Here is an 18,001-nt window from a genome sequence, read left to right as displayed (position 1 = left end):
TCAGTGTACCAGTTTCATATTATCGATCAGGATATCCGGGTCAACACCATATGTGTCATCCCTGCTTACGCCGATGAACAGGGAGAAATCAATGGCGCTGGTATGGCTGCTCACCTCCTGGGTAAGGTTGATGTAAATCTTGTTCCAGGTTTCTGAGGGGTTCAGGAAGATCACAGGCACCTGGGTGCTGATCTGTGATTCATTGGCCATGATGCCCACGATGAAAGGGTGGTTGCATTTATAATTAAGTTCCAGGAAAACCGGTTTGCCGCTTTTGGGTAGCACGAAGGCATCACTGGTGGTGGCTTCGAAAATGTCTCTTCCCGGTTCAAGGTAGATGTGTCCGGAGGCTTTTCCTTCGAATGCTTCGGATGCGGAGGATTTCAGTAAAACCGTATCGCTTTTGGAGGTGGCAGCAAATCCTGAACCGGCATTCTCAAAGTCTTCCATAAACGGTATGTCCGTGAAGGAAGCATAAGAAGTGGTGGGGGAAAGTGTTGTGGTTTCGAGGTCTTTCAGGTCAACGTTGAAATCATGGGGATTGTAAAACGGATAGATCACCCGGGTAGCTGCAATGCCGTTCATTTTGATCCCGGGGTAGACGGAAATGGTGTGCTTCCCTTTTTTCAGCAGGGGAAAGTGGGCGGGTAACTCATAAGCACCGGCAATTTCATCATCCACAAAGATCCAGGCGTCGGTGATTTTTTGAGACGTTGTGCCTTGGGTGGTATAGTCGGTTGTAAGTTGAAAGTCATTGATGGTGATGTAGGCGGGAAGTTCTTCGTCGGGATTGATCCAGTCACAGGACACCCATAGCATTGACATGCTGGTCAGCAAAGTACATACGAACCGGAAGGAGGTCCGGTCTGCCCTTCGGTACAGGTGCTTCATTCGGGATGCAGTCAGGAAGGAAACGATGTTGTTTATCATTTATTGCCGATCAGCGTTTTTGTGAGATCAAAGCGGTGAAATGCGCACCTTCTCATTGATCTGCCATGCGATTCTGAGTGCATGATAGCCATCTTCTATGGTAACCGGAGGTTGGCTTCCCGTGCGGATGGCTTCCAGGAAGCAGGTCAGTTCTTCTTTGATTGCATTGGACGCGGGAATGTCAGGATGTTCAAAGTAAATTTCCTTTTTCCCCTTCTCGCCGAGGTCCAGAATGAGTGACATGGGATCAATGGGCTCTACGGCTTCCTTGATGCGGGTCACCTCGGCCTTTTTTTCCAGGAAGTCTACGGCTACATAAGCCTGGCCCTGGAAGAAGCGGCATTTACGCATGTTTTTAAGGGAGATTCTGCTGGCGGTAAGGTTGGCCACGCATCCGTTCTCAAATTCAATTCGTGCGTTGGTGATGTCCGGTGTGTCGCTTACCACCGCTACGCCACTTGCATGTATGTCCTTTACGGGCGATCTGACCACGCTCAGGATAACATCAATGTCGTGGATCATCAGGTCCAGCACGACGGATACGTCGGTTCCCCGCGGATTGAATTCAGCAAGCCGGTGCGCCTCTATGAACAAGGGCCGTGAACAGATGTGCCTTACCGCCTGAAATGCAGGATTGAACCTTTCTACATGTCCGACCTGTGCTGTAAGTCCGGATTCCCGTACCATCTTCACCAGCGTTTCCGCTTCTTCCGGGGTGTTGGTTACCGGTTTTTCAATGAAGATGTGTTTACCGGCGGCCAGCGCTTTTCTCGCACATTCAAAATGAGAAAGGGTAGGGGTAACGATGTCAACGGCATCCACCGCATCCATCAGGGCATCCACCGACTCAAAGGAAGGAATTCCGAAATTGGTTTCCGCTTCCTTCCGTTTCGCGGGATCTGGATCATAAAAACCTGTAAGTTCATAGCCGGGAATCTCGCGGAGCAACCGGATATGAATTGTTCCCAGGTGCCCCGCCCCCAATACTCCTATCTTCATGAATTTGCCTTTTGCGTGTAATGCCCGGCAAAAATGCAAATTCTGTCGGCAATAATGAACTCCAAACTGCTCTTATTTGAGCAGATGTACAAACGATTTTGATGTGATCAGGTGAACTGTTTCCGGGAACTCCCCGTGAATCACCAGTTGGTTGACATGGTGGTGCTCCAGTTCTTCCAACTGAGAACGGTTCAGAAGCAATACGGTGGATTGTCCGTGGTGATCGGTACGATCCAGGATGGTGGTGCCGTTGAACTCGCATTGCCAATGTGTTTCTGCCGTATTCTCGGCATACCCGATCTCAATGGTGGGTGTACGGAAGTAGTCGTTGTTTCCGATGCCATTCAGGTTAATGACGATGCGCAGGTGTCCTCCTTCGATTTCAACCTGTTCTTCATCCAATCCGAGGCTGGAGAACGATAGGTTCGACTGATGTTCTTTTTTCAGGTTAACAAGGATCTCGCCCGGGTTGACTTCAATGTTCGATTGCATGATGTTGGATTTTAAGTATAACGTTGGGCAAAGCTAACCATGCGACCCTCACGCCTTACTGAGGAATGTCAGTCGGCGTGGTGACTTTTTTCAGGAAGCATCGGTTTACAGGTTCCGTGTGTTACGCACAGAGAGCCGTTCCAGCAGCATCACCAGGGCGAACCCCGCAATGCAAAGAAGAATGGAGAACAGCAGGTAGGGTTCATCCGGGTAGCTTCCGGGTAGCACATTTTTCTGGATCAGCGGTTGTAGTTCGCCATGTCGGTCGGTGAAAAATTCTGTGGTGACTTTCCATGGCCATACCTTGTTCAGTGAGCCGATCATGAAGCCGGTCAGTACAGCAACGGTTACGTCATGTTGCTTCCTGAACATCCATGATAACAAACGGGCGAAGCTAGTTAGCCCGGTCACGCAACCTGCTGCGAAAACCAGCACCACCATCAAATTCATGTTCGTGACAGCGGAGAGAATGTATTGGTATTTTCCCAGCAGGAGCAGGATGAAGCTGCCGGAAATGCCCGGAAGAATCATGGCGCAAATAGCCAGGCATCCGCTCAGGAAAATGAACCAAAGGGCATCCGGCGTTTCTGCGGGAGTAATGGATGTGATCACGAATGCAACAATGCTGCCAATGATTACCGATATGACTGTGCGAGCATTCCACTGTTGTACTTTACCGGCTACAAACAGGGAGGAGGCAATGATCAGGCCGAAGAAAAAGGACCACAGCATTTCAGGGAACTTTTCAAGCAGCATCAAAACCAGTTTCGAAAGTCCCAGGATGCTGGCGCCTATACCGGCCAGCAGGGGCAGCAGGAAGTTGCCGTTGATGGCTTTCCAGCAACCTTTGATATCTCCTTTGATGAGAAGCCGGATGGTATTCAGGTTGATGCCGCGTATGGATGCAAGCAACGTTTCATAGATGCCTGAAATAAAAGCGATGGTGCCACCTGATACGCCCGGAATAACATCTGCAGCGCCCATGGCCATGCCTTTTAACGCCAATACAAGAGGTTGTAACCGACCGCCCATGCTAAGCTACTTGTATGGATGGATCAACTTCCCTCGCATAAGCCATCAGTCCACCCCTCAGGTTGTAGATGGAAGGATGCTGAAGCCGGTGTTCCAGGGCCTGGGTAACGGAGGCCGATCTGGCTCCGCTTCTGCAATAGACGACCACATCCTTGTCTTTTGCCACCATATCGAGTGATGCCAGGATGGATTGCATGGGAATATGGTCTCCGCCGATGTTACCGGCTTCACGCTCGTAAGCTTCCCTCACATCGATCAATTGAATGTCATCGTGCCGGTCCAGTCGTTCTTTCAGTTCCGCCGGGGTGATCTCTTTCATCGGACAAGTGGGTGATTAGGATGTTTGACGTTTGACCAGGTTTTCCGGGAGGAAATCGAAAAAGGTATCTCCCCGTAACCCCAGGCGCAGTGTTTCAAGAGGAATCACTTCTTCCGGCCCGATGTTACCCAGGTTCACGTTGCTGCCGAAGTATTTGATGAACCATGCCTGCTGGGATTTTTTCGGAGCCTCCCACATGATGTCTTCGGGTTTTACCTTGGCAACGATTTTATTCACAAGCGCCACGTGGGCGGTACCGCTCGGACGGTAGATGCCTACCGTTCCACTTTCCCTGGCTTCGGCGATCACTTTCCAGGAACCTGCTTCCAGTTCGGTTTGCATCATCTTGATCCATTTGGCCGGGCTGATCAGGATGCCGGCTTCCTTTGAGCCCACTTCCGACAACACCTGGTACTCTTTGGCCATGCTGCTGATGATCTCACACTTTTTGCCGTGGGGAAGCACGATGGAGCCATCGGATACTTCCACCACTTCCATTTTATACTTGTCAAGAACTTTGCGAAAATCCTTTCGTGACTTTCTCACCTGGAAAGCTTCGAACAGTGTGCCCCCGAAATAGGGTTTCATGCCTGCTTCGCGATATATGCGGAGTTTGTCTTCCAGGTGGGTGGTTACGTAAGCCGTCCCGAATCCGAGTTTTACAAAATCCGTCAGGTGCGCGCTTGTTTGACAAAAATCTTCTGCTTGCCGAACGCTGAGTCCCTTGTCCATCATCATGGTGATGCCATGCGTACGCGGCTGCGTTGTGCGCTCCGGGATGTAGGAAAGTTCAAAGTTCATGAATGGGGGTGATAAAGCTCTATCAGGTAAGAAATATGCGGGTCATTTTTAAGGGCAGGAAACGCTTGCAGGAATTGCTGATGTCCGGGGTAGTCCAGGGCAAGGGCATCCTCCAGGTAACGGAGTCCTTCTTTTCTCTGGCTATGCAGCAGCATGTAGCCGCTGATGCGGTAGAATATTTCCGAGAAATCGGGGTGTTCTTTACTTCCTTCAATGGCTGTCAGGATGCCTTCATCCACCCGATCCTGGGCGATCAGTAATTCCGCCAGGTCTACCCAGGCGGATGCGGTGAAGGGTTCAAGCTTGATAACTGTGCGATAGGCTTCTTCTGCGCCTTCATGGTCGCCGGTTTTTTTCAGGACTTCTCCCAGCATGTACCAATATTCACCGTTGAATTCATCCAGGCGGATGGCTTTGCGCATTTGCTGAATGGCTTCTGTTTCCTTGCGGTTCTGAAAGCTGGTGATGCCCAGTCCGAACCATGCGTCGGCCATGGCGGGATCTCCGCGAAGTGCACGCTTGTAGTATCTGGCCGCTTTGCTGTAATCTTCCAGTTCTTCCCAACACTCACCGATACAGTAAAGGGTTCGTGGGCTTTTGAAGTACATGAGGGATTGCTCGTATGCAGAGATGGCTTCTTTTCTTTTGTTCAGCGCCACCAGCATCTCGCCCATTTCAAAATGGGCCTCCCAGAAATTGTCTCTGATCAGACTGGCGTATTCAAATGAATGATAGGCGCCTTCATAATCCTCTTTTTTGCATTGAGCCACGGCCAGGTTGAACCATGCCAGTTCCTGATACGGATTGTTGTCGATCAGCGCCTGATGGAAACGAATGCTTTCATCTACCTGGTCGGTCACATCATAGCAAAAGGCAAGTTCAGACAGGATGTTGGGATTGGTCGGATTGGCGTCGTAGGATTTTTTCAGGAAACGAATGGCTTCCGTGAAATTTCCGAGGCTCTCACACTCCATGGCAATGTCGAAGTACGTCATGTCCAGCTGATCGGAGTGAAAGATGGCTTTGTTAAAATTCTCCCTCGCCAGTCCTTTTTCATCCAGCTTGGAATAGATCGCCCCCTTGATAATGAACAATTCGGCTGTGGAGGGATCTATGCTTTCAACCTTGCTCAGGATACGCAGCGCCAGACGCATGCGACCGTTGGCGGCCAACAGCTGGGCTTTGGTAAGCAGGAAGTTGGTGGAGTAAGGATATTGGTCAACGGCTCGCCTCGTTGCATCCAGTGCCATGCGGGCATTGTTGCAACCCATATAGTACTGGATCACATCTTCCCACTCGAAAGCATCAAGGAATGTGAAACTGCCATTCTTGAGCATCTGCTCATATCTTTCAACTGCAGCGGGTACTTTCGGGTCAGAAGCGTGATTGCCGTTGTTCCAAAACATAAGCGGGAACTTGCTTTCCCACAAATGTAACAAAATTGACCGTGGGGTGCTTATTTTGTTTTGAACAAAAACCTGTTTGAAATTTCAATAAGAGCCAATATTGATTGGGTGTCCGGCGGTTTACCGGTTCCAGGTTTCCCATGCTTTTTCTGCCTGCAGGTGCAGCATCTTCAGTCCGTTTTCCGTTTTGCAACCGGCCTTTTTGCCTTCGAGCAGGAACCTGGTTTCCGACGGGTTGTACACCAGATCGTATAACACATGATCCGATGAAAGTGCATGGTAGGGAAGAGGAGGAATGCCTTCGGTATTCGGATGCATGCCCAATGGGGTGGTGTTGACGACAAGCAAATGTTCCCGGATCAGTTTTTCATTTACCTGCTCAAACGGGATCCGGGATGCATTGGCGGTTCGCCCTGCCAACGTTACCTTCATCCCCAATTTGTTCAAAACGTAAATCACCGCTTTGGCTGCGCCGCCTGTGCCCAGGACAAGAGCGGTTGTGTGTTTTACGGATAGCAAAGGAGTGAGTGATGTTTCAAAACCGTAGGCGTCTGTATTGAACCCGGTGCAAATCACACGGCCGTTATCCCTTGCAATGCGAATCACATTCACGGCACCGATTTCGCGGGCAACAGGATCCAATTCCGATAAATAAGGGATCACCTGCTCTTTGTAAGGGATGGTTACGTTGAGTCCGCTCAGCTTCGGGTTCTTCAGTATGTCCGGAAATAACTCGATATCCGGAATCGGAAAGTTGTCATAGGTGCAACCATCCAAATGCTCACGCTGGAATTTTTCAGTGAAGTAGGTTTTGGAAAAACTGTGCTCCAACGGATAGCCGATGAGGCCGTATATTCTTTCTGTTGCCATGCCTCAAAAGTAGGCAAGAATGTGAAACTTGCGACTTTTGCGTGACGGGTGAATGAACGTTCGCGCACAATTGTTTTCTTTGCGGCATGAATACACCTCAATGTGAAAAATTCGGAGCGTGCGGAGGATGCAGCCTTCAAGACCAGTCGTATGAAGATCAACTGGCCGGAAAACGAAAACTGATTGCGGAAGCGATAGGCTTTCCGGAAGAAGCGATCTCCCTGCACTACGACCAACCCTATGGTTACCGGAACCGGATGGACTTCATCTTCGGTGAGCAAAAGATCGGTCAGCGGATGAAAGGACGTTGGTGGGAAACGGTAGAACTGGACCGGTGTCCGATTTCCAATGACCGCTTGAACGTGTTGATGCAGGAAGTGAATGCCATTGCACCCGAAGCGGACGCATTTGACGCCAAGAAAAAGACCGGCACCTTTAAGAATGCTGTGATCCGAACACCGGCCCTGTCCTCATCCGTGACCTTTGTCCTGAATGAAGAAAGTCCACTGCTCAAGGAAGCGGAAGCGCTGTGCAGACGCTTTGCCGAGCAAACCAGTGCGGAAAATGTGTTGATCGGGTATACACCCAGGGAAAGCGGGGTTAGTATCGTGGAAAAATTTGAGGTGATCAAGGGTGGCGCCTTTCTGAAGGAAGAGATATGCGGAAAACCTTTTGAATATCATTCCCAGGGCTTCTTTCAGAACAACACCGTTATGGCAAGCCAGATGGTGGACTACGTACACGGTTTGCTTGCTCCGAGAAACGGATCGCTGCTGCTCGATTTATACGGAGGCGTGGGGGTGTTCGGGATTTGCTGCAGTGACCTATACCCTGAAGTTATCACCGCCGAGGCGCATCCCGGTTCGGTGCAGAGTGCCGGTCACAATGTGGAGGCCAACGGTTGCACAAACGTTCGCTGCATCGAAATGGACATCAAGAACATTCATCTGGTTCAGTTGCCAGACAAGCCCACGGATGTCATCCTGGATCCGCCCAGGAGTGGCATGATTCCCAAGGCCATTCGGCGTTTGCTTCAAAGGAGTCCGGATTACATTGTGTATGTTTCCTGCAATCCGAAGCAGTTTGCGCAGGAGCTTCCTCAGTTCACAGATGCCGGATACCGGATTCAATCTGCGGCCATTTTCGATCTCTTTCCCCAGACACCACACGCAGAACTGGTGACCGAACTGGTACGCGGGTAACGTTTAGGATTTTTCAGGGAAAGGCAGATTGAATTGTCGGAAGTGGTGCCCCATGTGCTTCCATTGAAACCGCAACCACTCCTCCCGGTTAAGCGGTCCGAACAACGGATGAACAGGTCGGGCGTCCGGATTTGCTTCAAAGAAGGGAAAGAAAGCCAATACATCATCCACCAGTTGGGCATTGGCCGATGCCAGGTCAGGCTTGCGCAAGGGGCCTGGATTTTCGGGCATGACCGGCGTGCGCACATCCTGAGCGAAAGGTTCGGGCCCGTGTAGAAAAGCCATTCTTTTCGGTATGTCTTCTTCCGGAATCAATAAGGGCGCCTGAGCCCTGCCGTTGGAAATACGCCAGCTGCCAATCACGTGTTCGATCATGTGTTGTGGCGTAAGCTTCCCCCAGTTAGGTTTACGGTCCGGTTCCAGTTCGGAAAGAATCTTTGTGAGGTCCTGGGTCAGGTAGGTTTCGAAAGCGGTTTCCATGGTGCAATGATACGGAACATTCATATGAAAGGGATGGAATGTGTTGCCGATCCTGGTAGGTACCAATGGGATGTTTATTCCGGATTAAATTTGGATTTGATTGAGAAGTGAAGAGCCCTGGTAACGGTGCATCTGAAGCTGATTTTCGCCGTAAGGATTTTTGTTTACATTTGCCTCTGACTCAAACATTACAACCCATTTCAATCCCGCGAAAAATGAAATACAGATTGCTAGTCTCTGGGGCAGCCATTGCGGTCCTTTTCTATGCTTGCGGATCCGGTTCGGAATCCGGAGAAGGCATGGACGCAACGCAGCAACAAGCTGCGGACACGATGTCAGAAACATCATCGGAACCTGTGGTGTATTATGCAGCACCTTCACCGATGGAAGTGGTGGGGATCGTTGAATCCAATGCCGGTATGTTCAATGAGTCATTCCTCAACCCGACATCCAATGCCGCAAAGTATACCACCGGTTTGAAAAAATCCCTGAACCTGGGTGTGTATGGTTCCGACCTGAGTTATGTGGCGATCCTGAATCAAACACAGAAGTCGAGGAATTACCTGACCACGGTGAAAAGTTTGTCTGATCAACTGGGAATGAGCGGCGCGTTCGAAAAGTCTTTCCTGGATCAATTGGAAACCAATATTGCCAACCGCGATTCGCTGATCCGTGTCATCACCGAATTTTATTGGAATGCGGATTCATACCTGGTAGAGAACGAAAGAAGCACCACATCAACCTTGATGGCCGTAGGCGGCTGGGTGGAAGGAATGTACTTCGCCACGCAAATGGCAAAGACCGCTAAAGATGGGAAAGACAAACTGGTGAACCACATTGCGGAACAGAAACTCACGTTGAAAAATCTTGTTTTCCTGATGAGGGTGAAGAGCAGTGAACAAATGGATGCAACCGACATCCTGTCTGATCTGGAAGCATTGAAGGCGGTGTTCGAACAGGTGAGTGTGACCCACAATGATGGTGAAGTAAGCACCGATGAGGCCTCTGCCACCACCAAAGTGGGAGGAACAAATACCATTCAGATGACACCCGATCAGCTGACCGATATCACCGGTAAGATAGAGGCACTCAGAAACAAAATTGTTCAATAACTCAAAACATGAAATACATGTACCGCAAAGCATTATTTGGTCTGATCTTATTGGCCGGTTTTGGAACAAGTGCAGCGATCGCGCAATGTAAGTCGTTGGCAAAAACCTCCTGTGTACCCAGCCTGGGCGATTATCTTCCAAACGGCCGGTTGTATCAATCCGTTGTTGAGAAAGGCACATCGGGTGAGTTGCACATGGTGTTGAATGGCGGACAGCATTACAGGATCATTACCTGCGCAGACGAAAAACTCGGCGCAACCGAATGGGTTTTGAAAGATGCCAATGGCAAAGTTCTTTTTGATAACCGCGAACACAACATGGCCCAGGTATGGGATATTGAAGTGTCTACCACGCAGGAATTCGTTATGGAGTTGGAGGTGGGTGAGAAAAGAGGAGTTGGACGTGGATGTTCATGTGTTCTTGTAGGATATAAGAGGAGTCCGCTCGACCAGCTGAGCGAGTGATGTGAGCTAGCCGGCGCTGGTTGCCGGTATTAATTGTGTTTCATTTGTGATGTACCGCCTTTTCATCAGGCCCATACTGTATTTGTTTCCGCCTGAAGAGATCCATCATGCCGTATTTGCTGTTTTGAAAGTATTGCGGTATGTGCCGGGTTTTCTGGGGATTTCCTCTGCATTGTTTGAAAAGAAAGACCTGCGCCTGGAGCGAAAGTTGTTCGGATTGACATTTAAGAACCCGGTTGGGCTGGCGGCAGGGTTCGATAAGGATGCACGACTGATTGATCCGTTGTCCGCCATGGGCTTCGGTTTTATTGAGATAGGTACGGTTACGCCGCTTCCGCAAATGGGCAATCCACGTCCACGGATTTTCCGGTTACCCAAGGATGAAGCACTCATCAATCGCATGGGGTTTAATAACGATGGTGTGGAAGAGGCCGTTAAGCGTCTTAGGGCGCGCAAAAGTAAGGTGCTGGTCGGTGGCAATATAGGTAAGAACAAAGTCACGGAAAATGAGTTTGCCCTTCACGACTATGTGACTTGCTTTGACAAGTTATTCCCCCACGTAGATTACTTTGTGGTGAACGTGAGCTCACCCAATACACCGGGACTGAGAGAGCTTCAGAACAAGGAAGCATTGTCGGGCATACTAGAGGCCTTGCAGCAAAAAAACAACCGGCAGCCCAAACGGAAACCCATCCTGTTGAAAATAGCGCCGGACCTGGAAAATACCCAACTCGATGACATCATCGACATTGTAAAAGAAACCGGTATCGATGGCGTGATCGCAACAAATACGACCATCAGCAGGGAGGGACTGACAACCCCGCCGGAGAAGGTGAAGTCGGCCGGACAGGGCGGATTGAGTGGCGTTCCCCTCAGGGAGCGATCAACCCAGGTAATCCGTTATCTTCATGAAAAATCCGGTGGCGCTTTCCCGATCATTGGAGTGGGTGGTATTCACTCTCCGGAAGATGCCATTGAAAAACTGGAAGCCGGTGCCAGTTTGGTTCAGTTGTATACCGGTTTTATTTACGAAGGTCCGTCTCTTGTCAGACGGATTTGCAAAGAGATTATCCGACATGGCTAACCCCACGCAACCCATCCGTCTGATCGAGTGCCCGAGGGACGCAATGCAGGGCATTAACGAATTTATTCCCACAGAGGTTAAGGCCGGCTATCTGAATAAATTATTAAAGGTTGGTTTCGACTACCTCGACTTTGGAAGTTTTGTTTCTCCGAAGGCCATTCCGCAAATGAGTGACACGGCGGATGTGATACGTTTACTGGATCTGAAAGATGTGGAAACCGAACTGCTGGCCATTGTTGGTAACATGCGGGGTGCTGAACGTGCCATGGAGTTCGATGAGGTGGATGTGATCGGATACCCGTTTTCCGTTTCTGAAACATTTCTGCAGCGGAATATAAACAGTACGATCGAATCGTCTCTGGAAACCGCCCTTCAACTCCAGAATCTGTGTGAGGTCAAAGGGAAGGACCTGGTGATATACGTGTCCATGGCTTTCGGAAATCCGTATGGAGATATGTGGGACCCGGACATAGTTGCACACTATGTGGATCGCCTGGTATCGGAAGACATTGAGACGATTTCTCTGGCGGATACCGTAGGAACTGCTTCACCGGAAAACGTACGGATGTTGTTCTCTCAGCTGATCGAGGATTTTCCCAAAACCAGCTTCGGTGGCCATTTTCACGCCCGCCCCGACAGGTGGGAAGAAAAGATTGATGCTGCCTTTGAGGCGGGGTGCACACGTTTTGATGGCGCCATTCTGGGGTTTGGCGGCTGCCCGATGGCCGAGGATGAGCTTGTGGGAAACGTGGCTACGGAAAACCTTGTGAATAAATTCGGGGTGTCAGGGCAACTGAAATTGGACATGGAAAAATTTGCGGAGGCCGTTGCTGCTGCCGGGGAGATATTCCACATATGAAGCGATAAAAGGGATATTTTTTTATTTTTGGCCAAAATCAACTGAGAAACATGGAAGGAAGAAACAACCCACGCAACATCGTTTTATTCGTATCAGGCCTGATCCTTGCGGCAGCCGTTTCACGTATTCTTCCTCACTGGCCCAATGTTACGCCGGTGGCTGCAATTGCCTTGTTCGGTGGCGCAACCCTCAGTAACAGGAAGTGGGCATACGGCATACCTATGCTGGCTTTGCTGTTGAGTGACCTTGCTATTTGCGGGATGATGGGATATGATTTCTTCACTTGGGGCCGGTTGTTCATTTATGTGCCATTTCTGTTTACCACATTTTTGGGTACGCAATTTCAAAACAAACGCACCATCGGAAACATAGCCGCTTATGGGTTTTTGGCTTCCGTTGTGTTCTTCCTGATATCCAACCTCAGTGTGTGGATCTTCGATGATTTTTACACCCGGGACTTTACCGGATTGATCGATTGCTACACCATGGCCATTCCGTTTTTCCGCAATAGTTTGCTTGGAAATGCCTTCTACATGTTCATGTTGTTCGGCTCCTTCGCCTTAGCCAAAGATCGCTTCTTCGCCCTCGCCAGGGTAAAATGACCCCGTGTTTTCTTAGTTGGAGTGGGGGCAAGGACGCTTCCATGGCATTGTTTGCCCTTCAAAAGAAAGGTGAATTCCGTGTTCACTCGTTGTTGACAACGCTCAGTAAGGACCATCAAAGGGTATCTATGCATGGCGTTCGCGAATCCATCCTGAATGCCCAGGCTGAAGCATTGGGCATTCCCCTGAAAAAAGTGTTTTTACCCGCTTCCACAGACCATGATGCCTACAATTCCATCATGAAAGACGTGATGCATGGGTTCCGTGAAGAGGGCATTCTGCATGGTGCTTTCGGTGACCTGTTTTTGGAAGACCTACGAAAATTCCGGGAAGAAAAAATGCTGGCGGCCGGCATGCAAGCGGTGTTCCCCGTATGGCAGGCAGACACCACCGCTTTTGCCAAAGATGTTATTCAGGCAGGATTCAAAGCCGTTGTGGTTTGTGTGAACGGCGATAAACTACCGCGTGAGTTCTCCGGTAGGGACTATGATCAGTCTTTTTTAAATGATCTTCCCGCAGACGTGGATCCTTGCGGAGAGAACGGGGAGTTTCACACCTGCGTGGTGGATGGCCCGGTATTCAAACATCCGGTTGATTTTGAAAAGGGAGAGGTGGTATGCAAAACCTACCAGCGTCCTGCTGGGTCCGATGATCCGGGGCCGGAACAAATTCCCTTTTGGTTTTGTGACTTGTTGCCAGGTAAGTCGTTCTGAAAGACAGAAACGACAGCAATTGGTGCGGTTTGTTGAATAATTTGGAAACGAACCGCTTTCAATTCCCGTTAAAGGAAACAGGTCATGGTTTTTTTTGCCCGGTTCGGGCGCAGAACGCTTGTATTTTTGAGATATTTAAGTATATTCGAGAGAGTCTATTCAAACTCGACGTCCGATCAACAGTGTAAGAACGTGCGGATATGACTTTGCGGGGAGGATTATATTATATGGTTACCAGACTGCACATGGTGATAATAACCCTGCTGGCTGCATGGCCGGCGGTGGCTGCCCCTTTATACGGTCAGACCGTGGGCACCCTGGAAATGGTGTGTACCGTGCGGGAAGACGGTGAAGGACTGGCGGCCGCAAAGGTTGTGGTATTCCAGGATGGTGCCGAATTCCAGGCCAGGAATACAGATACCAAGGGTCGGGTGGTGTTCAAACTGCCATACCAGCATGTCTACCGCATTGAGTTTTCCAAGGAAAAATATGTGACCAAGTTCATTGAGGTCAACGCCAAGCTACCGAAAGAAGAATCGGATATTTCTTCCTCATTCAAGTTTGATGTCCGACTGTTTCCTTTCTTCCCTGAACTTGATATCAGCGCCTTGTCCAAACCGGTTGCAAAATTAGCTTTTGATCCGGGCTTTGGCGACTTCTACTACGACATGAAGTATCACAAGGAGGTGAAAGACGAGTTGAAGGCAGTGGAAGATCACGCCCTGGCCCTGGCCGGTCAGGAGCAACGAAAGTTGGAGCTGCTTTACAACAAGGCCCTTGCGGAAGCCGACAAATCCATGGCTAACGGCGACTATGCAAATGCCAAGGAGGCATACACCCGGGCCTCATCCATCAAACCCGAGGAAGCATATCCCAAGCAAAAGCTTGCTGAGATCGAAAACCTGTTGAAAGAGCAAAATGGCTTGCGTGCCAAATACGACGCAGCCATTACCAAAGCTGAAAAGGAACTTAATGCCGAGAAGTACCTGGAGGCAAAGGCGTCCTATCAATCGGCCCTTGTTATTTTCCCCAACGAACAATTGCCCAAGACCAAGATCAGCGAGATAGACCGGATACTGGAAGGCAAGAAGAAGGAAGACGAAAAAGAACAAGCATACATGCAGGCGATCAAGCAAGCGGATGCTGCATTTGCCATCGAAAATTACCCGGTTGCCATCACTGAGTATAAAAAAGCGCTTGGTATCAAGCCCGGTGAAAAACATCCGACTGACCGCTTAGCTGAAATTGAGAGGTTGCAAGCCAAGCAAGCCGAACTTGAAGCAAGTAAGAAAGAGGAAGCCTACCAGAAAGCCATGGCCAGCGGTGATGAGAAGCGCACAAACAAACAGTACGACCTTGCCATTGCTGCATACAAAGATGCGCTGAATGCCAAGCCTGGTGACGCCGTTGCCACCCAAAAGATAAAGGAAACGGAAGAATTGAAGGCGAAGCTGGATCTGGCCAATTCCGCCCAGAAAGAAAAAGACCAGGCCTACCTGAATGCCCTTGCCAAGGGTGACCGCGCGTTAAAAGAGAAGGATTACAAGACCGCCAGAGAAGGTTATACGGAAGCCAAACAGGTGAAACCTGATGAGGCTTATCCCCAAATGAAGATCGATGAGATCGATAAACTCCTGGCCGACCAGCAGGCACTGGCTTCAAAAGAAGCGGAAAAGGACAAAGCCTATCGTGAAGCCATAGCTATGGCGGACGGACTGTATAACGAAAAGAAGTACGAAGATGCCAAGTCGGCTTATCAGAAAGCCCTTGCCATCAAACCGTATGAGGTGGTGCCCAAAGACCGCATCAAAGAGATTGACGGCATCCTGGCCGCACTGCAGAAGGAAAGGGAAGATGCTGCAGCCCTCAAAGCTAAACAGGATGCGGCTAAGAAACAGCAACTGGAAGAAGAATACAGGAATACACTGATTCTGGGAGACAAGGCGTACGGTGCGAAAGATTACGATAAAGCCATTACTCATTACCAGAAGGCCATGGGCATGAAGCCTGACGATAACTACCCAAAGAGTCAGCTCGCCAAGATCAAGGAGTTAAAGGATCAGGCAGCACAGAACAAGGATACCGGCCCGGAAAAAGTCAAAGGGAAATATGCCGACCTGGGTGAAGGCGTGCACAACATGGGTACCACCAAGGAACGGAACAATACCGTGGAGTTGATTGTGGTGGTGAGAAGCGGAGTGGCTACTGAGTATAAGAAAGTGAGCACCAACTACGGTGTTACATACTTCTACAAGGGTGACAATCAGATTACCGGTGCTGTATTCGAACAGGAAACCCGTCCTTAGAATTCTTCCTTTAATTCTTTCTTGAGAAAATCTTCAAGTTGCTCCACATCGAGCTGCTTGGCAATGATCTCTTTCTTTCTGTTCAGCAGGAAAATCTTCGGTGTGGCGGTGATGTCATAAATGGACCTGAAAGGATTCTGTGCGTCGAGGTCGGCCACATTGATCCATTCTTCCAGGTGATGGTCCTTGATGAAATTCACCCATTTGGTTTCTTCCGTCTCCGTGCAAACGGCAAAGATTTTCACACCATGGTTTTTCACCCTGTCATACAGATCTTTCAGTTTGGGTGTGGCTTTTTTGCAATGACCGCAGTCCGGATCCCAGAAGAACAACACGATGTAATCGGCATCCACCTGGTGCAGGATCTGGAAGTTGCCATCCATGTCTTTTAGCACAATGTTGGGTGCTACCTTGCCGATTAACAGGCGGCTCAACACCTGCGCCCGTTCCCTGATCCGCATCAGCTGCTCTTCCTGCACCCAGAAAGCTTGGTCTTTGGTATAGTAGTTCAGGGCCATGTGAACGAACACCGCATCCATGCCCATGTACTTGGAACGCTCATATGTATTGGTGATGTAGTGCACCACATATTTGAACATCTCCTTGTTGCCCCTGACCCTTTCCACCAGGTAATCCGCTTCTTTGTTGATGGAGTCGGGAATCTGAATGGTCAGCTTGGTGATGTATGTCTCCAGCTTGTTGTGGAAGACCGGTGTTCGCAACAGGCGGTCGTCGGTCAGGTCAATGTTGTCGAAATAGTGTTTCTTGTAATAATGGTATTTGTAAAGGGTATCCGTTTCTCCTTTGGGCGGGTCAGGAACTTCCACGTCTTTGGATGCCAGAAACACCTTGCATATGAAGGCGTCGGGTTCGTTTTTGATCATGTTGTTCTTGTAGTCCTGAACCTCTTTGGAAATGTCTTCCAGTCTGGCGTCTACTTTTTTGGTAGACTTATCGGCCTCCTTCAGTGCTTTCTGTTCTTCCTGCAGTGACCTAACGTCTTTTTCCTTTGACTTGATGAAGCGCAGATACTCGTAAAAGACCTTGTTCTGGTATGAGCCCTCGACCTTCATGTTGTTTACAAAGTCGGTTGTGTCCGTGGTCATGCTGAACTTCTGCTCGGTCACGATCAGCTCGAAGTACTTTTTCCCGGGCAGGATCACCATGTATATTCCACCGGGCAATGTGTCGTCTCCTTCAAAGACGAACTTGCCATGATGATCAACCAGCACCGTATCTGTGATGTATTGTTTGTCGCCATAGTAATGGGCAAGGTTCACCGTGGTGTCGGCAAGACCTTTTACCTGAAAGGAAAGTTTGTGTCCGTTCTGCGCGAATGCCCATGCAGACACCAGAGACAGGAGTAATAGAGCCAATACTTTTCTCATATCTTTGTTTGGTCTGATTAATTAAGGTCGGACTTCAAAAGTAACGCATTCAAACGATAGGCCAAAGTTAGCGCACATGTGGGATTTTATCTGGAATACGCGGGGGTATTTCTTTTGGTTGCTGGTGGTATCGGTATTTGTATTTTTCCTCGAGCGCTTGTTTCCATGGAGGAAAGAACAGAAGGTCATGCGTAAAGGCATCTGGCAGGATTTCTTTTTTCTGGTATTCAACGGGCACTACCTGGCCATTGTGATTTCTCTTGCAACAGCCTGGCTGCTATCCAAAATTGCACATTTCTTTCAAATTTCCTGGAACCCGGAGTCTGTGAACCTGCTTTCGGGTGCGCCCATTTGGGTGCAAGCCATCGTTTTTCTGGTTTTCAAAGACCTGGTTGAATGGTGGATTCATCGCGCCCTTCACACATTTCCCTGGCTCTGGCGGTTTCATAAACTTCACCACAGCATTCATGATATGGACTGGATAGGCAACTTCCGTTTTCACTGGATGGAAGTGGTGGTATACAAAACCCTCAGCTACCTGCCGCTGACCATCCTGGGCGTGGATGGGAATGTGATCCTGATCATCGCCGTGATCGGTACGCTGATCGGTCACCTGAATCATGCCAACCTCAGGTGGGATTACGGTCCGCTCCGGCACATCCTCAATTCGCCCCGCTTTCATGTATGGCATCACGACAAAGTGAACCACCAGCCGCACGGGCAGAATTTTGCGATTTTCTTCAGCTTCTGGGATTGGCTGTTCGGTACGGCATATTGGCCCGAACAACCTGAGCAGCCGGAGGCACTCGGCTTTCAGGGCGATGAGAAGTACCCGCAACCCCTGTGGAAGAGAATGCTTCCGTGAACCGCACGGCATTCACAGACTTCTTAATTTTTTAACATTTGATTTTCGCATCGGCGTGGTCGTTTAGGAAAAACGGC

General features: G+C 49.5%; 19 protein-coding genes. 9 read left to right on the top strand and 10 right to left on the bottom strand.

The window, feature by feature from the left end; all coding sequences use genetic code 11:
• The 8 genes from H6585_07845 to H6585_07810 all read right to left on the bottom strand — a co-directional run bounded on the left by H6585_07845 (nucleotide 1) and on the right by H6585_07810 (nucleotide 6,849).
• A complete protein-coding gene (locus H6585_07845; GenBank protein MCB9448239.1) occupies nucleotides 1–930 on the bottom strand; it encodes a hypothetical protein in 930 nt (309 codons plus the stop codon).
• Between the two features lie 27 nt (nucleotides 931–957).
• Complete coding sequence (locus H6585_07840) at nucleotides 958–1,929, bottom strand: Gfo/Idh/MocA family oxidoreductase (protein ID MCB9448238.1); 972 nt, start codon at nucleotides 1,927–1,929, stop codon at nucleotides 958–960.
• Between the two features lie 72 nt (nucleotides 1,930–2,001).
• Nucleotides 2,002–2,421: a hypothetical protein gene (locus H6585_07835; protein ID MCB9448237.1), complete on the bottom strand. Its 420-nt coding sequence runs from the start codon at nucleotides 2,419–2,421 to the stop codon at nucleotides 2,002–2,004.
• Between the two features lie 105 nt (nucleotides 2,422–2,526).
• Nucleotides 2,527–3,453, bottom strand: coding sequence for a DUF368 domain-containing protein (locus H6585_07830; GenBank protein ID MCB9448236.1), 927 nt, complete (start codon nucleotides 3,451–3,453; stop codon nucleotides 2,527–2,529).
• 1 nt (nucleotide 3,454) lies between these two features.
• Nucleotides 3,455–3,772 (bottom strand): rhodanese-like domain-containing protein, encoded by a 318-nt coding sequence (locus H6585_07825; GenBank protein ID MCB9448235.1) that lies wholly within the window; start codon nucleotides 3,770–3,772, stop codon nucleotides 3,455–3,457.
• Nucleotides 3,773–3,787: 15 nt separating this feature from the next.
• A complete protein-coding gene (locus H6585_07820; GenBank protein MCB9448234.1) occupies nucleotides 3,788–4,573 on the bottom strand; it encodes a phosphosulfolactate synthase in 786 nt (261 codons plus the stop codon).
• Entirely contained in the window at nucleotides 4,570–5,979 is a 1,410-nt protein-coding gene (locus H6585_07815; protein MCB9448233.1) for a tetratricopeptide repeat protein, read from the bottom strand. Before H6585_07815 ends, H6585_07820 begins: the two co-directional genes overlap by 4 nt.
• A gap of 120 nt (nucleotides 5,980–6,099) precedes the next feature.
• The gene (locus H6585_07810; GenBank protein ID MCB9448232.1) at nucleotides 6,100–6,849 is read right to left on the bottom strand and encodes a shikimate dehydrogenase; all 750 of its coding nucleotides are present in this window, start codon (nucleotides 6,847–6,849) and stop codon (nucleotides 6,100–6,102) included.
• An 86-nt stretch (nucleotides 6,850–6,935) separates the two neighbouring features.
• On the opposite strand from H6585_07810, the gene rlmD reads away from it, so the two are divergent.
• A complete protein-coding gene (gene rlmD / locus H6585_07805; protein MCB9448231.1) occupies nucleotides 6,936–8,051 on the top strand; it encodes a 23S rRNA (uracil(1939)-C(5))-methyltransferase RlmD in 1,116 nt (371 codons plus the stop codon).
• A 3-nt stretch (nucleotides 8,052–8,054) separates the two neighbouring features.
• On the opposite strand, the gene H6585_07800 is transcribed toward rlmD, so the two are convergent.
• Nucleotides 8,055–8,531: a DinB family protein gene (locus H6585_07800; GenBank protein MCB9448230.1), complete on the bottom strand. Its 477-nt coding sequence runs from the start codon at nucleotides 8,529–8,531 to the stop codon at nucleotides 8,055–8,057.
• Between the two features lie 215 nt (nucleotides 8,532–8,746).
• Here H6585_07800 and H6585_07795 point away from each other — a divergent pair, with 215 nt between their 5' ends.
• The 7 genes from H6585_07795 to H6585_07765 all read left to right on the top strand — a co-directional run bounded on the left by H6585_07795 (nucleotide 8,747) and on the right by H6585_07765 (nucleotide 15,671).
• On the top strand, nucleotides 8,747–9,643 hold the full coding sequence (locus tag H6585_07795; protein ID MCB9448229.1) for a hypothetical protein: 897 nt from the start codon (nucleotides 8,747–8,749) through the stop codon (nucleotides 9,641–9,643).
• Between the two features lie 17 nt (nucleotides 9,644–9,660).
• Complete coding sequence (locus tag H6585_07790) at nucleotides 9,661–10,107, top strand: hypothetical protein (GenBank protein ID MCB9448228.1); 447 nt, start codon at nucleotides 9,661–9,663, stop codon at nucleotides 10,105–10,107.
• 49 nt (nucleotides 10,108–10,156) lie between these two features.
• Entirely contained in the window at nucleotides 10,157–11,191 is a 1,035-nt protein-coding gene (locus H6585_07785) for a quinone-dependent dihydroorotate dehydrogenase (GenBank protein ID MCB9448227.1), read from the top strand.
• Nucleotides 11,184–12,050: a hydroxymethylglutaryl-CoA lyase gene (locus H6585_07780; protein ID MCB9448226.1), complete on the top strand. Its 867-nt coding sequence runs from the start codon at nucleotides 11,184–11,186 to the stop codon at nucleotides 12,048–12,050. Before H6585_07785 ends, H6585_07780 begins: the two co-directional genes overlap by 8 nt.
• A 50-nt stretch (nucleotides 12,051–12,100) precedes the next feature.
• Entirely contained in the window at nucleotides 12,101–12,652 is a 552-nt protein-coding gene (locus tag H6585_07775; GenBank protein ID MCB9448225.1) for a hypothetical protein, read from the top strand.
• The gene (locus H6585_07770; GenBank protein ID MCB9448224.1) at nucleotides 12,649–13,365 is read left to right on the top strand and encodes an adenine nucleotide alpha hydrolase; all 717 of its coding nucleotides are present in this window, start codon (nucleotides 12,649–12,651) and stop codon (nucleotides 13,363–13,365) included. Before H6585_07775 ends, H6585_07770 begins: the two co-directional genes overlap by 4 nt.
• Before the next feature lie 245 nt (nucleotides 13,366–13,610).
• The gene (locus tag H6585_07765; protein MCB9448223.1) at nucleotides 13,611–15,671 is read left to right on the top strand and encodes a hypothetical protein; all 2,061 of its coding nucleotides are present in this window, start codon (nucleotides 13,611–13,613) and stop codon (nucleotides 15,669–15,671) included.
• Here H6585_07765 and H6585_07760 read toward each other — a convergent pair.
• A complete protein-coding gene (locus tag H6585_07760; GenBank protein ID MCB9448222.1) occupies nucleotides 15,668–17,059 on the bottom strand; it encodes a DUF5106 domain-containing protein in 1,392 nt (463 codons plus the stop codon). The genes H6585_07765 and H6585_07760 overlap by 4 nt on opposite strands.
• Nucleotides 17,060–17,135: 76 nt before the next feature.
• Here H6585_07760 and H6585_07755 point away from each other — a divergent pair, with 76 nt between their 5' ends.
• Complete coding sequence (locus H6585_07755) at nucleotides 17,136–17,924, top strand: sterol desaturase family protein (GenBank protein MCB9448221.1); 789 nt, start codon at nucleotides 17,136–17,138, stop codon at nucleotides 17,922–17,924.
• The last annotated feature ends 77 nt before the right edge of the window (nucleotides 17,925–18,001 follow it).

It is taken from the genome of Flavobacteriales bacterium, assembly GCA_020635855.1.
Lineage (GTDB): Bacteria > Bacteroidota > Bacteroidia > JACJYZ01 > JACJYZ01 > JACJYZ01.
The sequence above is the reverse complement of the archived record's forward strand: the minus strand, read 5'-3'. Positions and strand labels throughout refer to the sequence as shown.

Excerpts from the sequence above, each read along its gene's own strand:
- H6585_07845 (MCB9448239.1), bottom strand. The coding sequence starts at position 930 with ATGATAAACAACATCGTTTCCTTCCTGACTGCATCCCGAATGAAGCAC.
- H6585_07840 (MCB9448238.1), bottom strand. The coding sequence starts at position 1,929 with ATGAAGATAGGAGTATTGGGGGCGGGGCACCTGGGAACAATTCATATC.
- H6585_07835 (MCB9448237.1), bottom strand. The coding sequence starts at position 2,421 with ATGCAATCGAACATTGAAGTCAACCCGGGCGAGATCCTTGTTAACCTG.
- H6585_07830 (MCB9448236.1), bottom strand. The coding sequence starts at position 3,453 with ATGGGCGGTCGGTTACAACCTCTTGTATTGGCGTTAAAAGGCATGGCC.
- H6585_07825 (MCB9448235.1), bottom strand. The coding sequence starts at position 3,772 with ATGAAAGAGATCACCCCGGCGGAACTGAAAGAACGACTGGACCGGCAC.
- H6585_07820 (MCB9448234.1), bottom strand. The coding sequence starts at position 4,573 with ATGAACTTTGAACTTTCCTACATCCCGGAGCGCACAACGCAGCCGCGT.
- H6585_07815 (MCB9448233.1), bottom strand. The coding sequence starts at position 5,979 with ATGTTTTGGAACAACGGCAATCACGCTTCTGACCCGAAAGTACCCGCT.
- H6585_07810 (MCB9448232.1), bottom strand. The coding sequence starts at position 6,849 with ATGGCAACAGAAAGAATATACGGCCTCATCGGCTATCCGTTGGAGCAC.
- rlmD (MCB9448231.1), top strand. The coding sequence starts at position 6,936 with ATGAATACACCTCAATGTGAAAAATTCGGAGCGTGCGGAGGATGCAGC.
- H6585_07800 (MCB9448230.1), bottom strand. The coding sequence starts at position 8,531 with ATGGAAACCGCTTTCGAAACCTACCTGACCCAGGACCTCACAAAGATT.
- H6585_07795 (MCB9448229.1), top strand. The coding sequence starts at position 8,747 with ATGAAATACAGATTGCTAGTCTCTGGGGCAGCCATTGCGGTCCTTTTC.
- H6585_07790 (MCB9448228.1), top strand. The coding sequence starts at position 9,661 with ATGTACCGCAAAGCATTATTTGGTCTGATCTTATTGGCCGGTTTTGGA.
- H6585_07785 (MCB9448227.1), top strand. The coding sequence starts at position 10,157 with ATGTACCGCCTTTTCATCAGGCCCATACTGTATTTGTTTCCGCCTGAA.
- H6585_07780 (MCB9448226.1), top strand. The coding sequence starts at position 11,184 with ATGGCTAACCCCACGCAACCCATCCGTCTGATCGAGTGCCCGAGGGAC.
- H6585_07775 (MCB9448225.1), top strand. The coding sequence starts at position 12,101 with ATGGAAGGAAGAAACAACCCACGCAACATCGTTTTATTCGTATCAGGC.
- H6585_07770 (MCB9448224.1), top strand. The coding sequence starts at position 12,649 with ATGACCCCGTGTTTTCTTAGTTGGAGTGGGGGCAAGGACGCTTCCATG.
- H6585_07765 (MCB9448223.1), top strand. The coding sequence starts at position 13,611 with ATGGTGATAATAACCCTGCTGGCTGCATGGCCGGCGGTGGCTGCCCCT.
- H6585_07760 (MCB9448222.1), bottom strand. The coding sequence starts at position 17,059 with ATGAGAAAAGTATTGGCTCTATTACTCCTGTCTCTGGTGTCTGCATGG.
- H6585_07755 (MCB9448221.1), top strand. The coding sequence starts at position 17,136 with ATGTGGGATTTTATCTGGAATACGCGGGGGTATTTCTTTTGGTTGCTG.